The organism is Janthinobacterium algoris, assembly GCF_051380935.1.
Taxonomy (GTDB): Bacteria; Pseudomonadota; Gammaproteobacteria; order Burkholderiales; family Burkholderiaceae_D; genus Janthinobacterium.
The window spans coordinates 88,128-103,315 of sequence record NZ_JBNYXZ010000017.1 but is presented as its reverse complement, the minus strand read 5'-3'; the positions used below and the strand labels follow the sequence as shown (position 1 = coordinate 103,315).

Genomic DNA, 15,188 nt, shown 5'->3' with positions numbered 1-15,188 from the left:
TTGACGCCATTGGGTTGATGGCGCTCTAAAAAAAATCCCGCCACACTTGCGTGTGAGCGGGATTTTTTGTATCTGCGGACTTTTTTACGCCGCGTAGCCTTGCGGGTTCTGGTGCTGCCAGCGCCAGTGGTCAGTGCACATGTCGTCGATGGTTTTCTGCGCTTGCCAACCCAGCAATTCCTTCGCCTTGGCGGCCGAGGCGTAGCAGCTGGCGATGTCGCCGGGGCGGCGTGGCACGATGTCGTAGGGTACCTTGCGGCCGCTGGCGGCTTCGAAGGCGCGCACGGTATCGAGCACGCTGTAGCCGTGGCCCGTACCCAGGTTGACGGTAAAGCCGCCCTCGGTGGAAAACAGGCGGTTCAACGCGGCAACATGGCCCAGCGCCAGGTCGACCACGTGGATGTAGTCGCGCACGCCCGTGCCGTCCGGCGTATCGTAGTCGTTGCCGAAGACGGCCAGGCGCTCGCGGCGGCCCACGGCCACCTGGGCGATGAAGGGCATCAGGTTGTTCGGGATGCCGGCCGGATCTTCACCGATCAAGCCGCTGGCATGCGCGCCCACCGGATTAAAGTAGCGCAGCACGCCGACTTGCCATTGGGCATCAGCATGCACAAGATCGGCCAGGATCTGCTCGACCATCAGCTTGGAGCGGCCGTATGGGTTGGTCACGGACAGACGCGACGATTCCAGGATCGGCAAGGCTTCCGGGTCGCCATACACGGTGGCCGACGAGCTGAAGACAAAACGCTTCACATTCGCCGCCGCCAGCACTTCCAGCAGCGCCACGGTGCCCGTCACATTGTTGTCCATGTACATCAGCGGCTGCGCCACAGATTCGCCCACGGCTTTCAAGCCCGCGAAATGGATCACGGCATCGATGGCGTGCTCGCGCAAGACGGTGGCCATGGCCACACGGTCGCGCACGTCAGCCTCATAGAAAGGCACGCTTTTGCCGGAGATACGCTCCACGCGCGCCATCGCTTCGCGCGCGCTGTTGCATAGATTATCCACCGCGACCACATCAAAGCCGGCAGCTAACAATTCGACGCACGTATGCGAGCCGATGAAACCGGATGCGCCGGTCACGAGTATTTTCTTGGACATAATATCGATCAATGCAAAAAAGATAAGACTACCGTAATTCACCCGCCTTGCCTAGCCAGTGCACGCTAACGCGCGCATTAAAAAAACCTGCGGCGTCGCCGCGGCAGGCTTGTTCTCGTGCAAACGGCACAGGTGGGCAAACCGCCAGGTTTATTTCTTGATGAACACCAGATCCCACACGCCATGACCCAGCTTCAAGCCACGGTTTTCAAATTTCGTCAGTGGACGGTACGCCGGCTGCGGCGCATAACCATAGGCGCTGTTGTGCAACTGCGGCTCGGCGCCCAGCACGTCCAGCATTTGCACCGCGTAATCTTCCCAATCGGTGGCGCAATGCAGATAGCCACCCGGCGCCAGGCGATCAGTCAATTGCTTGACGAACGGCGACTGGATCAGGCGGCGCTTGTTGTGGCGCGCCTTGTGCCATGGATCGGGGAAATACACGTGGATACCGGCCAGCGAATTGGCAGGAATCATGTGCGTCAGCACTTCCACGGCATCGTGCTGCAGCAAGCGCAGATTCGTCAGCGACTCTTCGCCGATCAGTTTCAACAGGCTGCCGACACCGGGCGTATGCACTTCGACGCCGATGAAATCCTTCTCCGGCATGGCCTTGGCGATATGCGCAGTCGTCGCCCCCATGCCAAAACCGATTTCCAGGATGACCGGCGCCTTGCGGCCGAACACCTGCTCGAAGTCCATCGGTTGCTTGGCGAAAGGCAACAGGAACTGCGGCCCCAAGGCCTCAAGCGCGCGCGCCTGCGCGACAGACAGCCGTCCCGCGCGGGTCACGAAGCTGCGGATGCGGTGTTCGGTCGGATCGTACATCATCGGCCGCGCCGGGCCGTTTGCTGGGGTATCAGAAGACATGGGAATGGAGAAATAAGTGGCCGCGCCGCATAAAACCAGGCGCCAGCGAAAAATGGAGCGGGTGAAGGGAATCGAACCCTCGTCGTAAGCTTGGGAAGCTTCTGCTCTACCATTGAGCTACACCCGCGAAGCCTGCATTTTACGCGGGATGGCAAGGACTTGGCAAACTTGTGGATCGCTTTCGAATTGATCAGGAATTCTCACGAAAATTAACAAGAAACAATACTGCAGCATCGGCACGTCAACGTTTTTGTTGATAGAGAACAACAATACGAACAGCCGGACAAGGTGAATGGTTTGGTATGCGGCTAAAATATACCAAATTATTGTTGCTATGGGCCGTGCGGCGCAGACTCGCAAGAGAAATGTTGCTACAATCGTGTGACAGTTTAGCATTCCCGCTGTTCAACCTAAAAGGATATACCATGAAGAAAATTCTGATCGCTTCAGCAATCCTGTGCTTCGCTTCTGCACAAGCCATGGCTCAATCGGCTCCTGCACCAGCAGCAGCTACACCAGCTGCTGGCGCCGCTGCCGGCACCACTGTTGCCGGCCTGAGCGTCAGCACCATGATCGCAATCGGCGCAGCAGTTGCCGTTGTGGCCGGTGCAGCAAGCTCGGATTCGACCACCGCGCACACCACCCCAAGCCACGCCAAGTAATCTGTTGATGCCTTTGGCTGAGACAGACAAGGCCAAGCCAGCAGGCTGACGTCAAGCCGCGAAACGCTGGCCTGGCCCACGAGTAGCTGGCCTCGTCATACGAAGCGCCAATTCCTCGATAAAAGCCCCTTTTCATTTTCTTGAAAACGGGCTTTTTATTTTTCTTCAATGATGCGCGCGCTCTTTACGCCAGTTTTCCTCTCCATGTGCGAGCGATACGCATCTATTTTCAGAAAAAGCACCACACCGTCAGGAACATGAGATTCCCTGGCCAACCATATAAAGTTAATGAAAAACCAGCCTTTCCATAAACGCATGGGATTCGCCTTGCAAGGCTTGAGCGCCGCCTTCCGCATAGAATCGAGCTTTCGGCTGCAATGCCTTGCTGCCCTCATGGTACTGATCGTACTTGCCTGGAACCGGCCGGCCATGATCTGGTGGGCTTTATTATTGCTCAACTGTGGCATGGTCCTCGCAGCGGAGCTCTTCAACACCGCTCTCGAACATTTGATTGATCACCTCCACCCGAGCCTCCATCCCAGCATCAAGATCGCCAAGGATTGCGCCGCAGGAGCCGTGTTCATTCTCAGTATCAGTGCCGTATGCGTGTTTGTTGCTTTTTGGGTGGAAACGGCTGCTCACTAGACGAATTCCCTGCTTGGCAAATTACAATAGGCCCAAGCATTAATCAGGTCCCGCTCCCGCAAGCCGGGACGCCAGCAAAAGAAATACAAGGATTGCTATAAATCATTAAAATAATGTCCTTTCGAAATATTTACTGGCTGGCAAGAGGGCTTCTTTTCGCTTTGCACTCCAGAACTGACTCGGCACACATATACATACCTTGTGGACGACAGGAAACAGAACGCCCAGCCAATGAGGTTACTTTAAATTTTACATTGATGCATACATGAATACACCCATCGTACCCGTGATTCTTTGCGGCGGTTCCGGCACACGTCTGTGGCCGTTGTCGCGTGAGGGATTCCCCAAGCAATTCCTGCGCCTGTCTGGCAAGGAAAGCATGTTGCAGCAAACACTGCAGCGGCTGAAGGGGTTACCGGGTCTGGCCACCCCACTTCTGGTTTGTAACGAGTCAGCACGCTTCATCGTTGCCGAGCAACTCCGTGAAATTGGCATGGAACAAGCGCGCTTGCTGCTCGAGCCTATGCGCCGCAATACGGCGCCAGCCATTGCCAGCGCCGCTTTGCAGGCGATGGAAAATGGCGATGATCCTGTCCTGTTGGTACTGCCTTCCGACCATGTCATTCTCGACACACAAGCGTTCCACCATGCAATAACGCTGGCGCGTCGGGCCGCAGAAGAGGGAAGCCTGCTGACCTTCGGCATCACGCCGACAGGAGCGGAGACGGGATATGGCTATATCCGCGCGGAAGCGACGGCCAGCGACCAGGTCCAGCGCATTCTTGAATTTGTCGAAAAACCCGCATTGGCGCAAGCTGAGAAATATATCGCCAGCGGTGACTACTTCTGGAACAGCGGCATGTTCCTGTTCCGCGCCAGCCGTTATCTGGAAGAACTCGAACGTTTCCAACCGGCCGTCTTGGCAGCATGCCGCGCCGCCCTTGCCGATGCAAAGAGCGATCTCGACTTCATACGCCTGGACAAGGACGCCTATGCCGCCAGTCCCGATATCGCCGTCGACTACGCAGTCATGGAGCGTACCAGCCATGCGGCCACCGTCGCGCTCGACGCCGGCTGGAACGATATCGGCTCCTGGAAAGCCGTACTCGACGTGGCGGAAAAGGATGCCAGCCAGAATAGCACCCAGGGCGATGTACTGATCCAGGATTGCAACGATTGCTTGGTGCACAGCAGCAGCCGCCTGGTTACCGCCATCGGCATGCGCAATACCATCATCGTGGAAACCGCAGACGCGGTACTGGTCATGGATGCGGATCAGGCGCAACATACCAAGACCCTGGTAGCGCAGTTGATTCATAAAGAACGAAGTGAAGCCACCATGCACCGTGAAGTCTTCCGACCGTGGGGATCGTATGATTCCATCGGCAATGGAGAACGCTTCCAGGTCAAACGCATCACCGTTAAGCCGGGCGCCAAACTGTCGCTGCAAATGCACCATCACCGCGCCGAGCACTGGATCGTCGTGTCAGGCACGGCGCAGATCACCAATGGCGACAAGGAATATCTGCTGACCGAAAACCAGTCCACCTATATCCCCCTGGGCGTCGTCCATTCTCTGGCCAACCCGGGCAAGCTACCGCTGGAATTGATTGAAATTCAATCAGGTAGCTACCTTGGAGAAGACGATATTGTCCGCTTTGAAGACCGCTACGGCCGCGCTTGACCGAGCAGATACGTCATCACCATGCAAGCGGCCCCGCAAGAATTCACACTGAAGTTTATAAGGTTTGGCAAGTCATCATGAAACCAATCGAAGGTATCTTTGTACAAGAAGTGAAATGGTATTGCAGCAGCAGGGCAGAAAAATATTTTCTCACCTTTGCCGATGCACTTGCCATGTTCATGGCATTCTGGCTCGCGGGAAAATGGACCCTCGATTCCAGCGACTTGAACAGCTTCGGGCTGGATAGCTCTCGTTTGCTCAGTTACAGCCTGCTATCCCTGGTCACTCTGGCGATCTTCAAGCTGAAGGGCCATCATGCCAAACGTCGTCCATACTCGAATGAAATCAAGGAGCTCCTGAAGGTCGCCATGATCATGGGTCTGCTTGACGCAGCCCTGGTCTTCCTCGACAAGCGCGACTCCTCGCGCGAGGCACTATTGGCCACCTGGTTGCTGGTGCCATGCTTTGTCTTGCTGCTGCGCGGCATCGTCAAGTACCTGTTGATGAAAGCGGGCGGCTGGATACGCCCCATGGTCATCATCGGATGGGGCGACAATGCCTTGCAAACAGCGCGTGCCTTCGATGAGGAGACATTGATGGGTTATCGCTTGATCGCCTTCCTGATACCCGAAGGCCAAGACCGCCTGGAACAGCATTATGTGAACCGCAGCAAACAAGCGGTACCCTGCATCCCGCTGGGCGAGCACCCGGAGCAAACGCTCAAGCTGCTGGGCGACCCGCATGCGGTTGTCGCCCTGGAGCAGGGTGGCATTGACGCTTATCAAGGCATGATCCAGCAAGTCAGCCGCTGCGTTGTCAATATGCAAGTGGTACCAGCGGTACGCGGCCTACCCCTGTATGGCATGGAGGTCAACCATTTCTTTACACATGAAGTCTTGCTGCTGACCATGCGCAACAACCTGGCGCGACCAGGCTTGCAACTGATTAAGCGCTGCTTCGATCTGACGACGTCGATCGCCGTGATGATCGTCGGGGCGCCCGTCCTACTGTGGATCGCCGCCAAGGTATTGGCCTCTGGCCGCCCCATCTTCTACGGCCACAAGCGCGTCGGCCAGAATGGCAAGCATTTCCTCTGCTATAAATTTCGTACCATGGCCGTGAATGCCGATGTGTTGTTGAAAGAGTTACTGGAACGCGACCCGGTCGCCCGTGCCGAATGGGACCGCGACTTCAAACTGAAAAACGACCCGCGCATCACCTCGATAGGTCATTTCCTGCGCAAGACCAGCCTCGATGAATTGCCGCAACTGTGGAACGTATTAAAAGGCGAAATGAGCCTGGTCGGGCCGCGTCCCGTTGTCGATGCCGAACTGGAACGCTATGGCAACCAGATCGACTATTATCTTGAGGCGAAACCCGGGGTCACTGGCCTGTGGCAAGTCAGCGGCAGGAACGATGTCAGCTACGATACGCGCGTCTATCTCGACGCCTGGTATGTCAAGAATTGGTCTCTGTTCAATGACATCGTCATCCTGCTGAAAACGGTCAAAGTCATCTTCAAGAAAGATGGCGCGTATTAACAAAAATATATGGTATAAAATTAGTATTTTACAAGGCAAGAAAAGGATAACAGCATGATTTTAGTGACTGGCGGCGCCGGCTTCATCGGCTCCAACTTTGTAAGAGACTGGCTGGCGCTCAACGATGAGCCCGTGATCAATTTTGACAAACTGACCTACGCTGGCAATCTCAGCAATCTGGCCAGCCTGGAGCACGATCCGCGGCATCTCTTTGTGCGTGGCGATATTTGCGATACCGCCCACATCTCCCGCCTGCTGGCCGAACACCAGCCCCGCGCCATCGTGCATTTTGCCGCAGAGAGCCATGTCGATCGCTCGATCCATAGCCCCGGCGAATTCATTTCGACTAACGTCAACGGCACCTTCAGCCTGCTCGAAGCCGCGCGCGCCTATTGGTCCGGCCTGACGGGCGTGGCCAAGGATGGCTTCCGCTTCCTGCACGTCTCGACCGACGAGGTCTATGGCACCCTGGGACCGAATGACCCGCCATTCACCGAAACGACGCCGTATGCGCCGAACAGCCCCTACTCGGCATCGAAAGCAGCCTCCGACCATCTGGTACGCGCCTATTTCCATACGTATGGCATGCCGGTGCTGACGACAAACTGCTCGAACAACTATGGTTCTTTCCATTTCCCGGAAAAACTGATTCCCCTCATCATCAGCAACGCCCGTGCAGGCAAGCCTTTACCAATTTATGGCGACGGCATGCAAGTGCGCGACTGGCTGTATGTGGGCGACCATTGCTCGGCGATTCGTCGCGTACTCGAGGCGGGACGTTTGGGCGAGGTCTACAACGTGGGCGGCTGGAATGAAATGGCCAATCTGGAAGTCGTGCACACCTTGTGCGACATCCTCGACACGCTCGACCCCAAGGCATTGGGCAGCTATCGCGAACAAATCACGTATGTGCAGGATCGCCCCGGCCATGATCGCCGCTATGCTATCGATGCGCGCAAAATCGAGCGCGAACTGGGCTGGAAGCCGGCCGAAACGTTCCAGACCGGCATCCGCAAGACGGTGCAGTGGTACCTGGACAATCAGGGCTGGGTACGCGACGTGCAGTCGGGCGACTACCTGAAATGGGTTGAGACGAATTACGCGGCGCGCGATGCGGCAAAGGAAGCACTCTGATGAGCACCACTATTGAACGCAAGGGCATCATCCTGGCCGGTGGTTCCGGTACGCGTCTGTATCCCGTCACCATGGCGGTGTCGAAACAGTTGCTGCCCGTATATGACAAGCCGATGATTTACTATCCGCTGACCACCCTGATGCTGGCCGGCATACGCGACATCCTGATCATTTCCACGCCACAAGATACGCCGCGCTTCCAAGAGTTGCTCGGCGACGGCAGCCAGTGGGGCATTACCCTCAGCTACGCCGTGCAGCCCACGCCCGACGGCCTGGCGCAGGCCTTCATCATTGGCAAGGAGTTTGTCGGCGATGCGCCATCGGCCCTAATCCTGGGCGACAACATTTATTACGGCCACAACTTCGAAACGCAATTGCGCGAAGCATCCGCACGCACCAGCGGCTCCACCGTGTTCGCCTATCATGTCACCGATCCAGAACGTTATGGCGTGGTCGACTTCGACGCACAGCGGCGCGCCGTCAGCATCGAGGAAAAACCGCTCAAGCCAAAATCGAACTACGCCGTCACCGGCCTGTATTTCTATGACAGCCAGGTGTGCGACATCGCCGCCGGCATCGCTCCGTCACCACGTGGCGAGCTGGAAATCACCGATGTCAACCGCGCATATCTTGAGCGGGGTCAGCTGAACGTCGAATTGATGGGGCGCGGCATGGCCTGGCTCGATACCGGCACGCATGAGTCCTTGCTGGAAGCGGGCCAATTCATCGCCACCATCGAGAACCGCCAAGGCTTGAAGGTTGCCTGCCCGGAAGAAATCGCCTACCGTCACGGCTACATCGACGCCGCCAAGCTCGAAGCATTGGCGCAGCCCTTGAAAAAGAACGCTTACGGCCAATACCTGCTGCGCCTGCTCGAAGAAAAAATATACTAAAGCCAGAACGGCTCATTTCACACATGCAAATTCAAACAACCTCCATACCTGATGTTCTGATTCTCGAGCCCACCGTGTTCGGCGATGACCGGGGCTTTTTTTACGAAAGCTTCAACCAGAAGCGCTTTGCCGAACTGACTGGCATCACGCGCGACTTTGTACAAGACAATCACTCCAAGTCCGCCAAGGGTGTATTGCGCGGCCTGCACTACCAAATCCAGCAACCGCAAGGCAAGCTGGTGCGTGTGACGGCCGGTGAAGTCTTCGACGTTGCCGTCGACCTGCGCAAGAGTTCGCCGACGTTCGGCCGCTGGGTAGGCATGACCTTATCAGCGGCCAACAACCGCCAGCTATGGATACCGGAAGGCTTTGCCCATGGCTTCGTAGTGACCAGCGACAGTGCAGAGTTCCTGTACAAGACCACCGACTATTGGGCGCCGGAATTCGAACGCAGCATCCTGTGGAATGACCCGGCGATCGGTATCGACTGGCCGCTGGACGGCGAACCGTTACTGTCTGGCAAGGACAAAGTCGGCACATTGCTGGCCAATGCCGACGTCTTCGCCTGAGCGCTGTAATACAGCCGCACCACCATTCATGGAAACAAATATGAGCCGTATCTTAATTACAGGAAAAACCGGCCAGGTCGGCTACGAACTGGAACGCAGCCTGCAAGGTCTGGGAGAGATCATCGCGCTAGACCGCAGCCAGATGGACCTGGCCGATCTGGACCAGGTGCGCGACGTGATCCGCCGCATCAAGCCGACCCTGATCGTCAATCCGGCCGCCTACACCGCTGTCGACAAGGCCGAGAGCGAGTCTGAACTGGCGCTGCGCATCAATGGCGAAGCACCGGGCGTGATGGCGGAAGAAGCCAAACAGCTGGGCGCCGCGATGATCCATTACAGCACCGACTACGTGTTTGACGGCTCGAAAGATGGTCCCTACGTCGAAACCGATCCAACCTGCCCGATCAATGTCTACGGCAGCAGCAAGCTGGCCGGCGAACAGGCGATCCAGGCCACCGGCATCCCACACATGATCTTGCGCACCAGCTGGGTCTATAGCACGCATGGCAAGAATTTTCTGTTGACCATGCTGCGCTTGGCAAAGGAGCGCGAAGAACTGAGTATCGTATCCGATCAGTTCGGCGCACCGACGTGGAGCCGTACCATTGCCGATACCACGGCGCATATCGTGGCGCAAAGCCTGGCGGCAAGCGACCAGCAAGCATGGTGGCAGGCACGCTCCGGTCTGTATCATTTGACGGCGCAAGGAAGGACCAGCTGGTTCGGTTTTACCGAAGCGATCATGGCACATCCTTCAATTACAAAAAAACCAAGATTAAAAACGATATTAGCTCAAGACTATCCCGTACCGGCGAAGCGTCCGATCAATTCAGTACTCTCATCACAGCGCTTGATGGATACTTTTTGTCGTATTCCGGATTGGCAGGACGCATTAAGGCTGTGTCAAAATTAAATATGCCCCTATAGACAGAAATAAAAAATGGTAATTGTTCAGCCGGAGTAAGCGCCGCAAATAGCAGTTGTAAACGACGCTGTTTTACCGCGTTACTCCGGCAGGCCAACGAAATAAAAAACGCCGTTATCTCTCGATAACTATCCAAAACGGACAAGGACGACCTCCATTAATGCCGAAGAATCGGGCCTTCGCGTAGCTGCCAGCCAGTTGCACTGGCGCAACATCGTGGCCAACGAGTCCCGACATGTGTCACGATATGGCTTAAACTGCTGTCTCAAATCATAGATACGCTTTACTAAGGTAGGGCGACAGATGGTATATATTTGACGCCCGGCGACTTCAAGCTCCAAGGGCCGCACTGGGTTAATGAACAGTGTTCGTTGGGTGTTATAGCAATGCTATGTGTTGTGTATAAACATTCAATCCTGGTCCGTAGACGCATATTGAGCGACAGCGCAAGGACATTCAACGCGGCCTGGGAGCAAATCGATAAGTCGATGCTTTTGGACGGGGTACTGGCGCAGCAGACCGTTGGCGTTCTAGTTGCCCACGTTCCCAAGGGCCGTGAGCATCGACGGAAGCAATCCGCAGGCCGGTGCGCTCAGTGAAGATTTTGTGCCCGTGCATCTCGTGGCCTTGGTCTCAGGTCATCATTTTTGCGCATCGCCGCTGGTTCGCCGTTGAGGACGGCGGCGAAGCTGTCGACGACGGTCTTGGTGGTAGCGGCCAGCGCCGCGAAGCCGGTCGTACGTTCGACCAGCGTGTCCGCCGACGAACGCTTGCCAGCGCCCTTGATCAGGTCGCCCTTCCATTGGCAGGGGATGAGGCGGTCCTCGATCTCGGGAGGGCAAATATGAACGCTCTGCATGTCCAGGATCTGCCCTCGGCGATTTCGCGGCCCATCGTGCTGGCCAAGCGGTAAAGACGTTGAGCAATGGCTCGAATGGAGCACAGGTTGTCACGCATGGTCATGACGGCTGCGCGCTCCCGGGTGGCGAGATGTTGGTAGATTTTCGCTGGCGGCACCTTACAGCAGAAGGTGTTGCACTTGGTCTTTGAGAACGCCACCAATGGTATCCGTCCTGATAAATGCATTGAAAAGGTACAGAAGTAATGAAATTTATTAACATCGAATTAAAGATCGTCTTGCGGGCGGTATTGCTCTGTGTAGCTTTTTCTTCCCCGGCTTATGCCTATGTCGATCCCGGCTCAGCCCTCCTGCTGCTACAGAGTATTTTTGCCATCATTGGTGCAGCATTAACATTTCTCAAGAAGCCTCGACAAATGATCGCCAAGCTGTTTAGTCGGAAGAAAAATAACGATGCGTGATCCTGAAGGCACGATTGAATTTCAGGGACAAACAGTCATTCGTCGCATCCGCCCCACCGCCACCGCCAAACAATTTCTTCTATCGAAAGCTGCTGCGACGCTTGTAGAAGCCGGTAGGCTGATTCCGTTCGAGTTCACTGCTCCCGAAACACTCGAGTCGCCTAAGTTGCCTTTCCTCAGTTATCCCTTTGAGTGGTGTGACGCACAACTTTATTTGGCGGCGCAACTCACGTTAGATATCTCGCGTGAAATTCTCGGTGCTGGGTATGAACTGAAAGACGCTTCGGCATGGAACGTAATTTTCCAGGGAAATCAGCCCACATTCTGTGATCATCTTTCGTTCCAGCCGATTGTTACGCCGCAGTGGTGGGCGTTTGGCCAGTTCACTCGTCATTTTTTGCTGCCACTTGCAGTGTCGCAGCAACGTGGCCTGAAGCCGCACCAAAGTTACAGCACCTATCGCGATGGCATTCCACCAGATGTTGCTCGTACTTTGCTAGGTCTCAAACGATACATGACGCGCTACTGGCCACTCATGGTGGCAAGTAACAACAAATCCAAACCTCGCACTCAAGTACCGGCAAAAAATGGTAAACATCTACATGGCAGTCTCTACGGTTTCTGTCAATCCATGCTCAATGGTGGAAAACCCAACCAGGCGCGTAGCCATTGGGCTGACTATACCGACACGCGCCATCACTATACCGACGAAGCTTCCACTGCAAAATTTCAAAAGGTAGGCGAATGGCTGGAAAACACCGCGCCTGCTTGGGTGGTGGACCTCGGCTGCAACACCGGAGAATTTACGGTTCTTTCGGCCGGAACCGGTGCCGACGTGATCGCCGTCGATCTGGACCATGACGCCATTCAAAAGCTTGTGCTTTCGCAAAGCAATGCCACCAATATCCACCCTCTCGTCACCAATTTGGGGGATATGGTTGGCGGACGCGGTTGGTGTGGTGATGAATTTCCTTCGCTCATGACTCGTCTGCACCAGCGCGCCGACATGCTGTTGATGCTGGCGCTCATTCATCACCTAGCGATATCTGAAGGTATTCATATGGGGAAAATTGCGCAGATGGCGGCACACATTACGCGCGAGTTCCTGATCGTTGAATTACTCGATGAAAATGATCCGATGGTCTTGCACCTGTGCAGCCAGCGCAAGCGCGAGCCCAAGGAGTTTTCTGTGGCTGTACAAATGGCGGCCTTTAGTCAATATTTTAGTACGGTTGCGAGCTATTCCGTACCCAATACACTGCGCACGCTATGTCTACTCAAGAAACTGTAAGCGAAATGCGGGCAGGACAGCCGCTTTATGCGGCAACCCTGGCGTTGCTCACGCTACTGTTGCTTAGGCAGACTGACTGGATCTGGAGCAGCCTGTACTTTCAGCATCACACAGCGAGCGAAATCACCTTCGCTTTTGGGCTGCTGGCTGTCTTTGTTATCGTTTGTGTTGCACTGCTAAGCCGTGGATTGGGGCAAGCCACAACAATAAAATTGATAAATGTCGGCATAGCCCTGTTGTTGACCTTTGTCGGATTCACCTATCTTAAACAGTTGGAATTGATTCCGATGCAAAGCAATGCCTTGCACAAAATGCTCGCAGTTGCCTTGGCTATCACTGCAAGTCTATTAACTCTCAAAATTAGTATTGACACTTGGAAACGTTTTTACTTGGCCGGAATCGTCGGAGGGATGATTTTCATTTTTTTCCCAGTGGTGCTTGCGAACACGAATGCCTCCACGGTCTACTGGCCAAGCCCAAGTTATCAACCGCCGACAGTCGCGGCTCCAAATATGCCATCGCAAAACACGATTGTTTTGCTATTAGATGAGCTCAGTGCCAGCGCAGCCGGGCCTGTTGTTAAGCAACTACAGTCGGCCGGATTACATGTCACAGTAAGCAATATAGATCCGGCGGGCAAGAACACGATCAACGTTATTCCCGCCATTTGGATGAGGACAAGTTTTGACCAATCAGTGGCCTGTGGGCCCACGCAACTCTGCAGTACAAGCAGAGTATTGGATTTTTCCAAAGTAAAGGCTAGTTCGGAGAATATTGATATCGTAGGTTTCTATCACCGCTATTGTTCCATTCAAGGCCTTCGTTCCTGCTCTTTTTCTCCTTTTCCAACAAAATCAGCTGGCACAGAATTGGCCTGCAACTTCCCTTGGGTCAACGGACTGGAATTTTTGGGTTGCGAAGCATCCGAGTCAGACAGAAAATCATTCCTGGCCTTACGTGACAACATGAAAAAAACGTTGATGGAGGCACCCTTCTGGAAAAAAGGAGGAATTCTATTTGCACACCTTCTGGCGCCACACCCGCTGATGGGGATTCCTTTGAAGACCTTAAGTGTAGAATATGCTGACAACATTACATACGGTGCTGCGGTAGTCAGACTGGTGGCGCAAAGAGCCAAATCGGTGTTTGGAGACAATTTCAGAATCATTGTGTTTTCCGATCATCCCTTGCGGCCAGAATTTTGGTGTGCCGACAAGACCTACATGGCACTCAAATGCAAGCCTGATTCGTCACAGACATCAAGTCAAGTACCGCTTATCATTGCTACTTTTAATGTAAACAACAACGCGCCACTAAAGATCGAAAATAACATAGCTGTATTCGATCTGTTGTATCAGTTTGATTCTAAGTAAGTGTCAAGACCCGTCTGGTTATAAACACGCTTAACAAGTAAATCCGGCTTCTTTGCCTGCCACTCTTTGAGCGCCTGGATGGGAGTTTGATGGTTTAAGGCGCGCTGCGGAATGTTGTGGTTGTAGGTTTCAAATAGCTTTGCAGCGTCGATGCGAGTTCTGCCGCAGACCCGAATCGCGTCTGGCCGACGATCTCGCTGATGCGCCCGTTGAAGCGTTCAACCATGCCGTTCGTTTGTGGATGGCGTGGCGGAATCAGCCGATGCTCAATGCCAAACTGCTTGCAGAGGCGATCAAAGACATGGTGGCCACTGGGTTCCTTCTTGCGGCTCTGGCTGGTGAAACGATCCGTGAACTGGCTGCCGTTATCGGTGAGCAGTTTAACGATTTTGACGGGGCAGACCTGCTTCACTTTGTTCAGGAAATCGACGCTGCTGCAGTCACTTTGGTCGGCGTAGATTGCCATGTAGACCCAGCGTGTGGCGCGGTCAATGGCGACGAACAGATAACGCCGCTGTTGCTCGTCGGGCATCTGTGGCAAGTACTTGATATCTATATGTAAAAAGCCGGGCTCGTAATCCTTGAAGGTTTTCTTGGTGGCCGTTCCGGCGAGCAGTTCCGGTACCAAGTCACGCAGATCGGACACGCCATGTCGGCGCAAGCAGCGTCCCAGGCCAGCACGTGATACGGCCGGATTGATGAATTCGCGGGTAATGCTCAGCAGGTCATCGGTGGGCAACAGCAGCGTGCGGCGCAACTCCACGACGATGAGTTCCTGGGCGGGCGTCAGCGTGGTGTACATCGTTTTGGGACGATGCGAAACATCATCGACGCTGTCCCTGTCCTGCCACTTGCGAATGGTCTGGCGACTGACGTTGTACAACCTGGCCAACTCGGCCTGGGACAACGTAGAGTTCTTGATTTCTTCGCGGATCAGGTGAGTTGTCCGGGCGCGGTTATGCAGGGCTTGAGTCATGAGAAGGCTGCTGATTGAGGTTGTCCAACAGTGTACGCAAAACGTGTCTGGCTTTGAATAGCGGCCAGCTACGATGGGGTACATAATCACACGACTCTAGACAAGTAAGCATCCGGGGTAATCCCCCTTTTTTAGAGCATTCTAAAAGTAGAGGTTAAGTGACAGCTAACGCCCTCAATCCATCAATTTCTCTTCTATAGT

General features: G+C 54.8%; 15 protein-coding genes, 1 tRNA gene and 1 pseudogene. 11 read left to right on the top strand and 6 right to left on the bottom strand.

Features of this window, described 5'->3' with window-relative positions; genetic code table 11:
* Window positions 1-84 precede the first annotated feature (84 nt).
* The 3 genes from galE to ACQ4W7_RS22630 form a co-directional block, all read right to left on the bottom strand.
* Window positions 85-1,104 (bottom strand): UDP-glucose 4-epimerase GalE, encoded by a 1,020-nt coding sequence (galE, locus tag ACQ4W7_RS22640; protein ID WP_436533400.1) that lies wholly within the window; start codon window positions 1,102-1,104, stop codon window positions 85-87.
* Between the two features lie 150 nt (window positions 1,105-1,254).
* Window positions 1,255-1,935, bottom strand: a complete 681-nt coding sequence (trmB, locus tag ACQ4W7_RS22635) for a tRNA (guanosine(46)-N7)-methyltransferase TrmB (RefSeq protein WP_436533398.1) — start codon at window positions 1,933-1,935, stop codon at window positions 1,255-1,257.
* A gap of 92 nt (window positions 1,936-2,027) precedes the next feature.
* Window positions 2,028-2,101, bottom strand: a tRNA-Gly gene (locus ACQ4W7_RS22630).
* A gap of 298 nt (window positions 2,102-2,399) precedes the next feature.
* Between ACQ4W7_RS22630 and ACQ4W7_RS22625 the strand changes: the two genes are divergently transcribed.
* The 8 genes from ACQ4W7_RS22625 to rfbD all read left to right on the top strand — a co-directional run bounded on the left by ACQ4W7_RS22625 (window position 2,400) and on the right by rfbD (window position 10,015).
* On the top strand, window positions 2,400-2,636 hold the full coding sequence (locus ACQ4W7_RS22625; protein WP_426074157.1) for a hypothetical protein: 237 nt from the start codon (window positions 2,400-2,402) through the stop codon (window positions 2,634-2,636).
* A 288-nt stretch (window positions 2,637-2,924) separates the two neighbouring features.
* Window positions 2,925-3,281 (top strand): diacylglycerol kinase, encoded by a 357-nt coding sequence (locus tag ACQ4W7_RS22620; RefSeq protein WP_426074156.1) that lies wholly within the window; start codon window positions 2,925-2,927, stop codon window positions 3,279-3,281.
* Between the two features lie 265 nt (window positions 3,282-3,546).
* A complete protein-coding gene (locus tag ACQ4W7_RS22615) occupies window positions 3,547-4,965 on the top strand; it encodes a mannose-1-phosphate guanylyltransferase/mannose-6-phosphate isomerase (RefSeq protein ID WP_436533395.1) in 1,419 nt (472 codons plus the stop codon).
* A 77-nt stretch (window positions 4,966-5,042) separates the two neighbouring features.
* A complete protein-coding gene (wbaP, locus tag ACQ4W7_RS22610) occupies window positions 5,043-6,506 on the top strand; it encodes an undecaprenyl-phosphate galactose phosphotransferase WbaP (protein WP_436533393.1) in 1,464 nt (487 codons plus the stop codon).
* 54 nt (window positions 6,507-6,560) lie between these two features.
* Window positions 6,561-7,640, top strand: coding sequence for a dTDP-glucose 4,6-dehydratase (gene rfbB / locus ACQ4W7_RS22605; protein WP_436533391.1), 1,080 nt, complete (start codon window positions 6,561-6,563; stop codon window positions 7,638-7,640).
* A complete protein-coding gene (rfbA, locus tag ACQ4W7_RS22600) occupies window positions 7,640-8,533 on the top strand; it encodes a glucose-1-phosphate thymidylyltransferase RfbA (RefSeq protein ID WP_436533389.1) in 894 nt (297 codons plus the stop codon). The genes rfbB and rfbA overlap by 1 nt, the downstream gene beginning before the upstream one ends.
* 23 nt (window positions 8,534-8,556) lie before the next feature.
* The gene (rfbC, locus tag ACQ4W7_RS22595) at window positions 8,557-9,102 is read left to right on the top strand and encodes a dTDP-4-dehydrorhamnose 3,5-epimerase (protein ID WP_436533387.1); all 546 of its coding nucleotides are present in this window, start codon (window positions 8,557-8,559) and stop codon (window positions 9,100-9,102) included.
* A gap of 28 nt (window positions 9,103-9,130) precedes the next feature.
* Entirely contained in the window at window positions 9,131-10,015 is an 885-nt protein-coding gene (gene rfbD / locus ACQ4W7_RS22590; RefSeq protein ID WP_436533385.1) for a dTDP-4-dehydrorhamnose reductase, read from the top strand.
* 604 nt (window positions 10,016-10,619) lie between these two features.
* On the opposite strand, the gene ACQ4W7_RS22585 is transcribed toward rfbD, so the two are convergent.
* Together ACQ4W7_RS22585 and ACQ4W7_RS22580 are read right to left on the bottom strand one after the other, a co-directional pair.
* A complete protein-coding gene (locus ACQ4W7_RS22585) occupies window positions 10,620-10,886 on the bottom strand; it encodes a hypothetical protein (RefSeq protein ID WP_436533456.1) in 267 nt (88 codons plus the stop codon).
* The gene (locus tag ACQ4W7_RS22580; protein ID WP_436533454.1) at window positions 10,814-10,984 is read right to left on the bottom strand and encodes a hypothetical protein; all 171 of its coding nucleotides are present in this window, start codon (window positions 10,982-10,984) and stop codon (window positions 10,814-10,816) included. Before ACQ4W7_RS22580 ends, ACQ4W7_RS22585 begins: the two co-directional genes overlap by 73 nt.
* Before the next feature lie 147 nt (window positions 10,985-11,131).
* Between ACQ4W7_RS22580 and ACQ4W7_RS22575 the strand changes: the two genes are divergently transcribed.
* From ACQ4W7_RS22575 to ACQ4W7_RS22565, 3 genes are read left to right on the top strand one after another with little or no spacing between them, the layout of a single operon-like run.
* Window positions 11,132-11,347 (top strand): hypothetical protein, encoded by a 216-nt coding sequence (locus ACQ4W7_RS22575; protein WP_436520690.1) that lies wholly within the window; start codon window positions 11,132-11,134, stop codon window positions 11,345-11,347.
* Window positions 11,340-12,638 carry a class I SAM-dependent methyltransferase gene (locus ACQ4W7_RS22570; RefSeq protein ID WP_436533383.1) on the top strand — a complete coding sequence of 433 codons (1,299 nt, stop codon included), beginning with the start codon at window positions 11,340-11,342 and terminating at the stop codon, window positions 12,636-12,638. Before ACQ4W7_RS22575 ends, ACQ4W7_RS22570 begins: the two co-directional genes overlap by 8 nt.
* Window positions 12,617-14,011 (top strand): alkaline phosphatase family protein, encoded by a 1,395-nt coding sequence (locus ACQ4W7_RS22565; protein ID WP_436533381.1) that lies wholly within the window; start codon window positions 12,617-12,619, stop codon window positions 14,009-14,011. Before ACQ4W7_RS22570 ends, ACQ4W7_RS22565 begins: the two co-directional genes overlap by 22 nt.
* Here ACQ4W7_RS22565 and ACQ4W7_RS22560 read toward each other — a convergent pair.
* Window positions 13,993-14,987 (bottom strand): annotated as a pseudogene (locus ACQ4W7_RS22560) (IS481 family transposase). The gene ACQ4W7_RS22565 and the pseudogene ACQ4W7_RS22560 sit on opposite strands and share 19 nt — an antisense overlap.
* Window positions 14,988-15,188 lie beyond the last annotated feature (201 nt).

Excerpts from the sequence above, each read along its gene's own strand:
- galE (WP_436533400.1), bottom strand. The coding sequence starts at position 1,104 with ATGTCCAAGAAAATACTCGTGACCGGCGCATCCGGTTTCATCGGCTCG.
- trmB (WP_436533398.1), bottom strand. The coding sequence starts at position 1,935 with ATGATGTACGATCCGACCGAACACCGCATCCGCAGCTTCGTGACCCGC.
- ACQ4W7_RS22625 (WP_426074157.1), top strand. The coding sequence starts at position 2,400 with ATGAAGAAAATTCTGATCGCTTCAGCAATCCTGTGCTTCGCTTCTGCA.
- ACQ4W7_RS22620 (WP_426074156.1), top strand. The coding sequence starts at position 2,925 with ATGAAAAACCAGCCTTTCCATAAACGCATGGGATTCGCCTTGCAAGGC.
- ACQ4W7_RS22615 (WP_436533395.1), top strand. The coding sequence starts at position 3,547 with ATGAATACACCCATCGTACCCGTGATTCTTTGCGGCGGTTCCGGCACA.
- wbaP (WP_436533393.1), top strand. The coding sequence starts at position 5,043 with ATGAAACCAATCGAAGGTATCTTTGTACAAGAAGTGAAATGGTATTGC.
- rfbB (WP_436533391.1), top strand. The coding sequence starts at position 6,561 with ATGATTTTAGTGACTGGCGGCGCCGGCTTCATCGGCTCCAACTTTGTA.
- rfbA (WP_436533389.1), top strand. The coding sequence starts at position 7,640 with ATGAGCACCACTATTGAACGCAAGGGCATCATCCTGGCCGGTGGTTCC.
- rfbC (WP_436533387.1), top strand. The coding sequence starts at position 8,557 with ATGCAAATTCAAACAACCTCCATACCTGATGTTCTGATTCTCGAGCCC.
- rfbD (WP_436533385.1), top strand. The coding sequence starts at position 9,131 with ATGGAAACAAATATGAGCCGTATCTTAATTACAGGAAAAACCGGCCAG.
- ACQ4W7_RS22585 (WP_436533456.1), bottom strand. The coding sequence starts at position 10,886 with ATGCAGAGCGTTCATATTTGCCCTCCCGAGATCGAGGACCGCCTCATC.
- ACQ4W7_RS22580 (WP_436533454.1), bottom strand. The coding sequence starts at position 10,984 with ATGCGTGACAACCTGTGCTCCATTCGAGCCATTGCTCAACGTCTTTAC.
- ACQ4W7_RS22575 (WP_436520690.1), top strand. The coding sequence starts at position 11,132 with ATGAAATTTATTAACATCGAATTAAAGATCGTCTTGCGGGCGGTATTG.
- ACQ4W7_RS22570 (WP_436533383.1), top strand. The coding sequence starts at position 11,340 with ATGCGTGATCCTGAAGGCACGATTGAATTTCAGGGACAAACAGTCATT.
- ACQ4W7_RS22565 (WP_436533381.1), top strand. The coding sequence starts at position 12,617 with ATGTCTACTCAAGAAACTGTAAGCGAAATGCGGGCAGGACAGCCGCTT.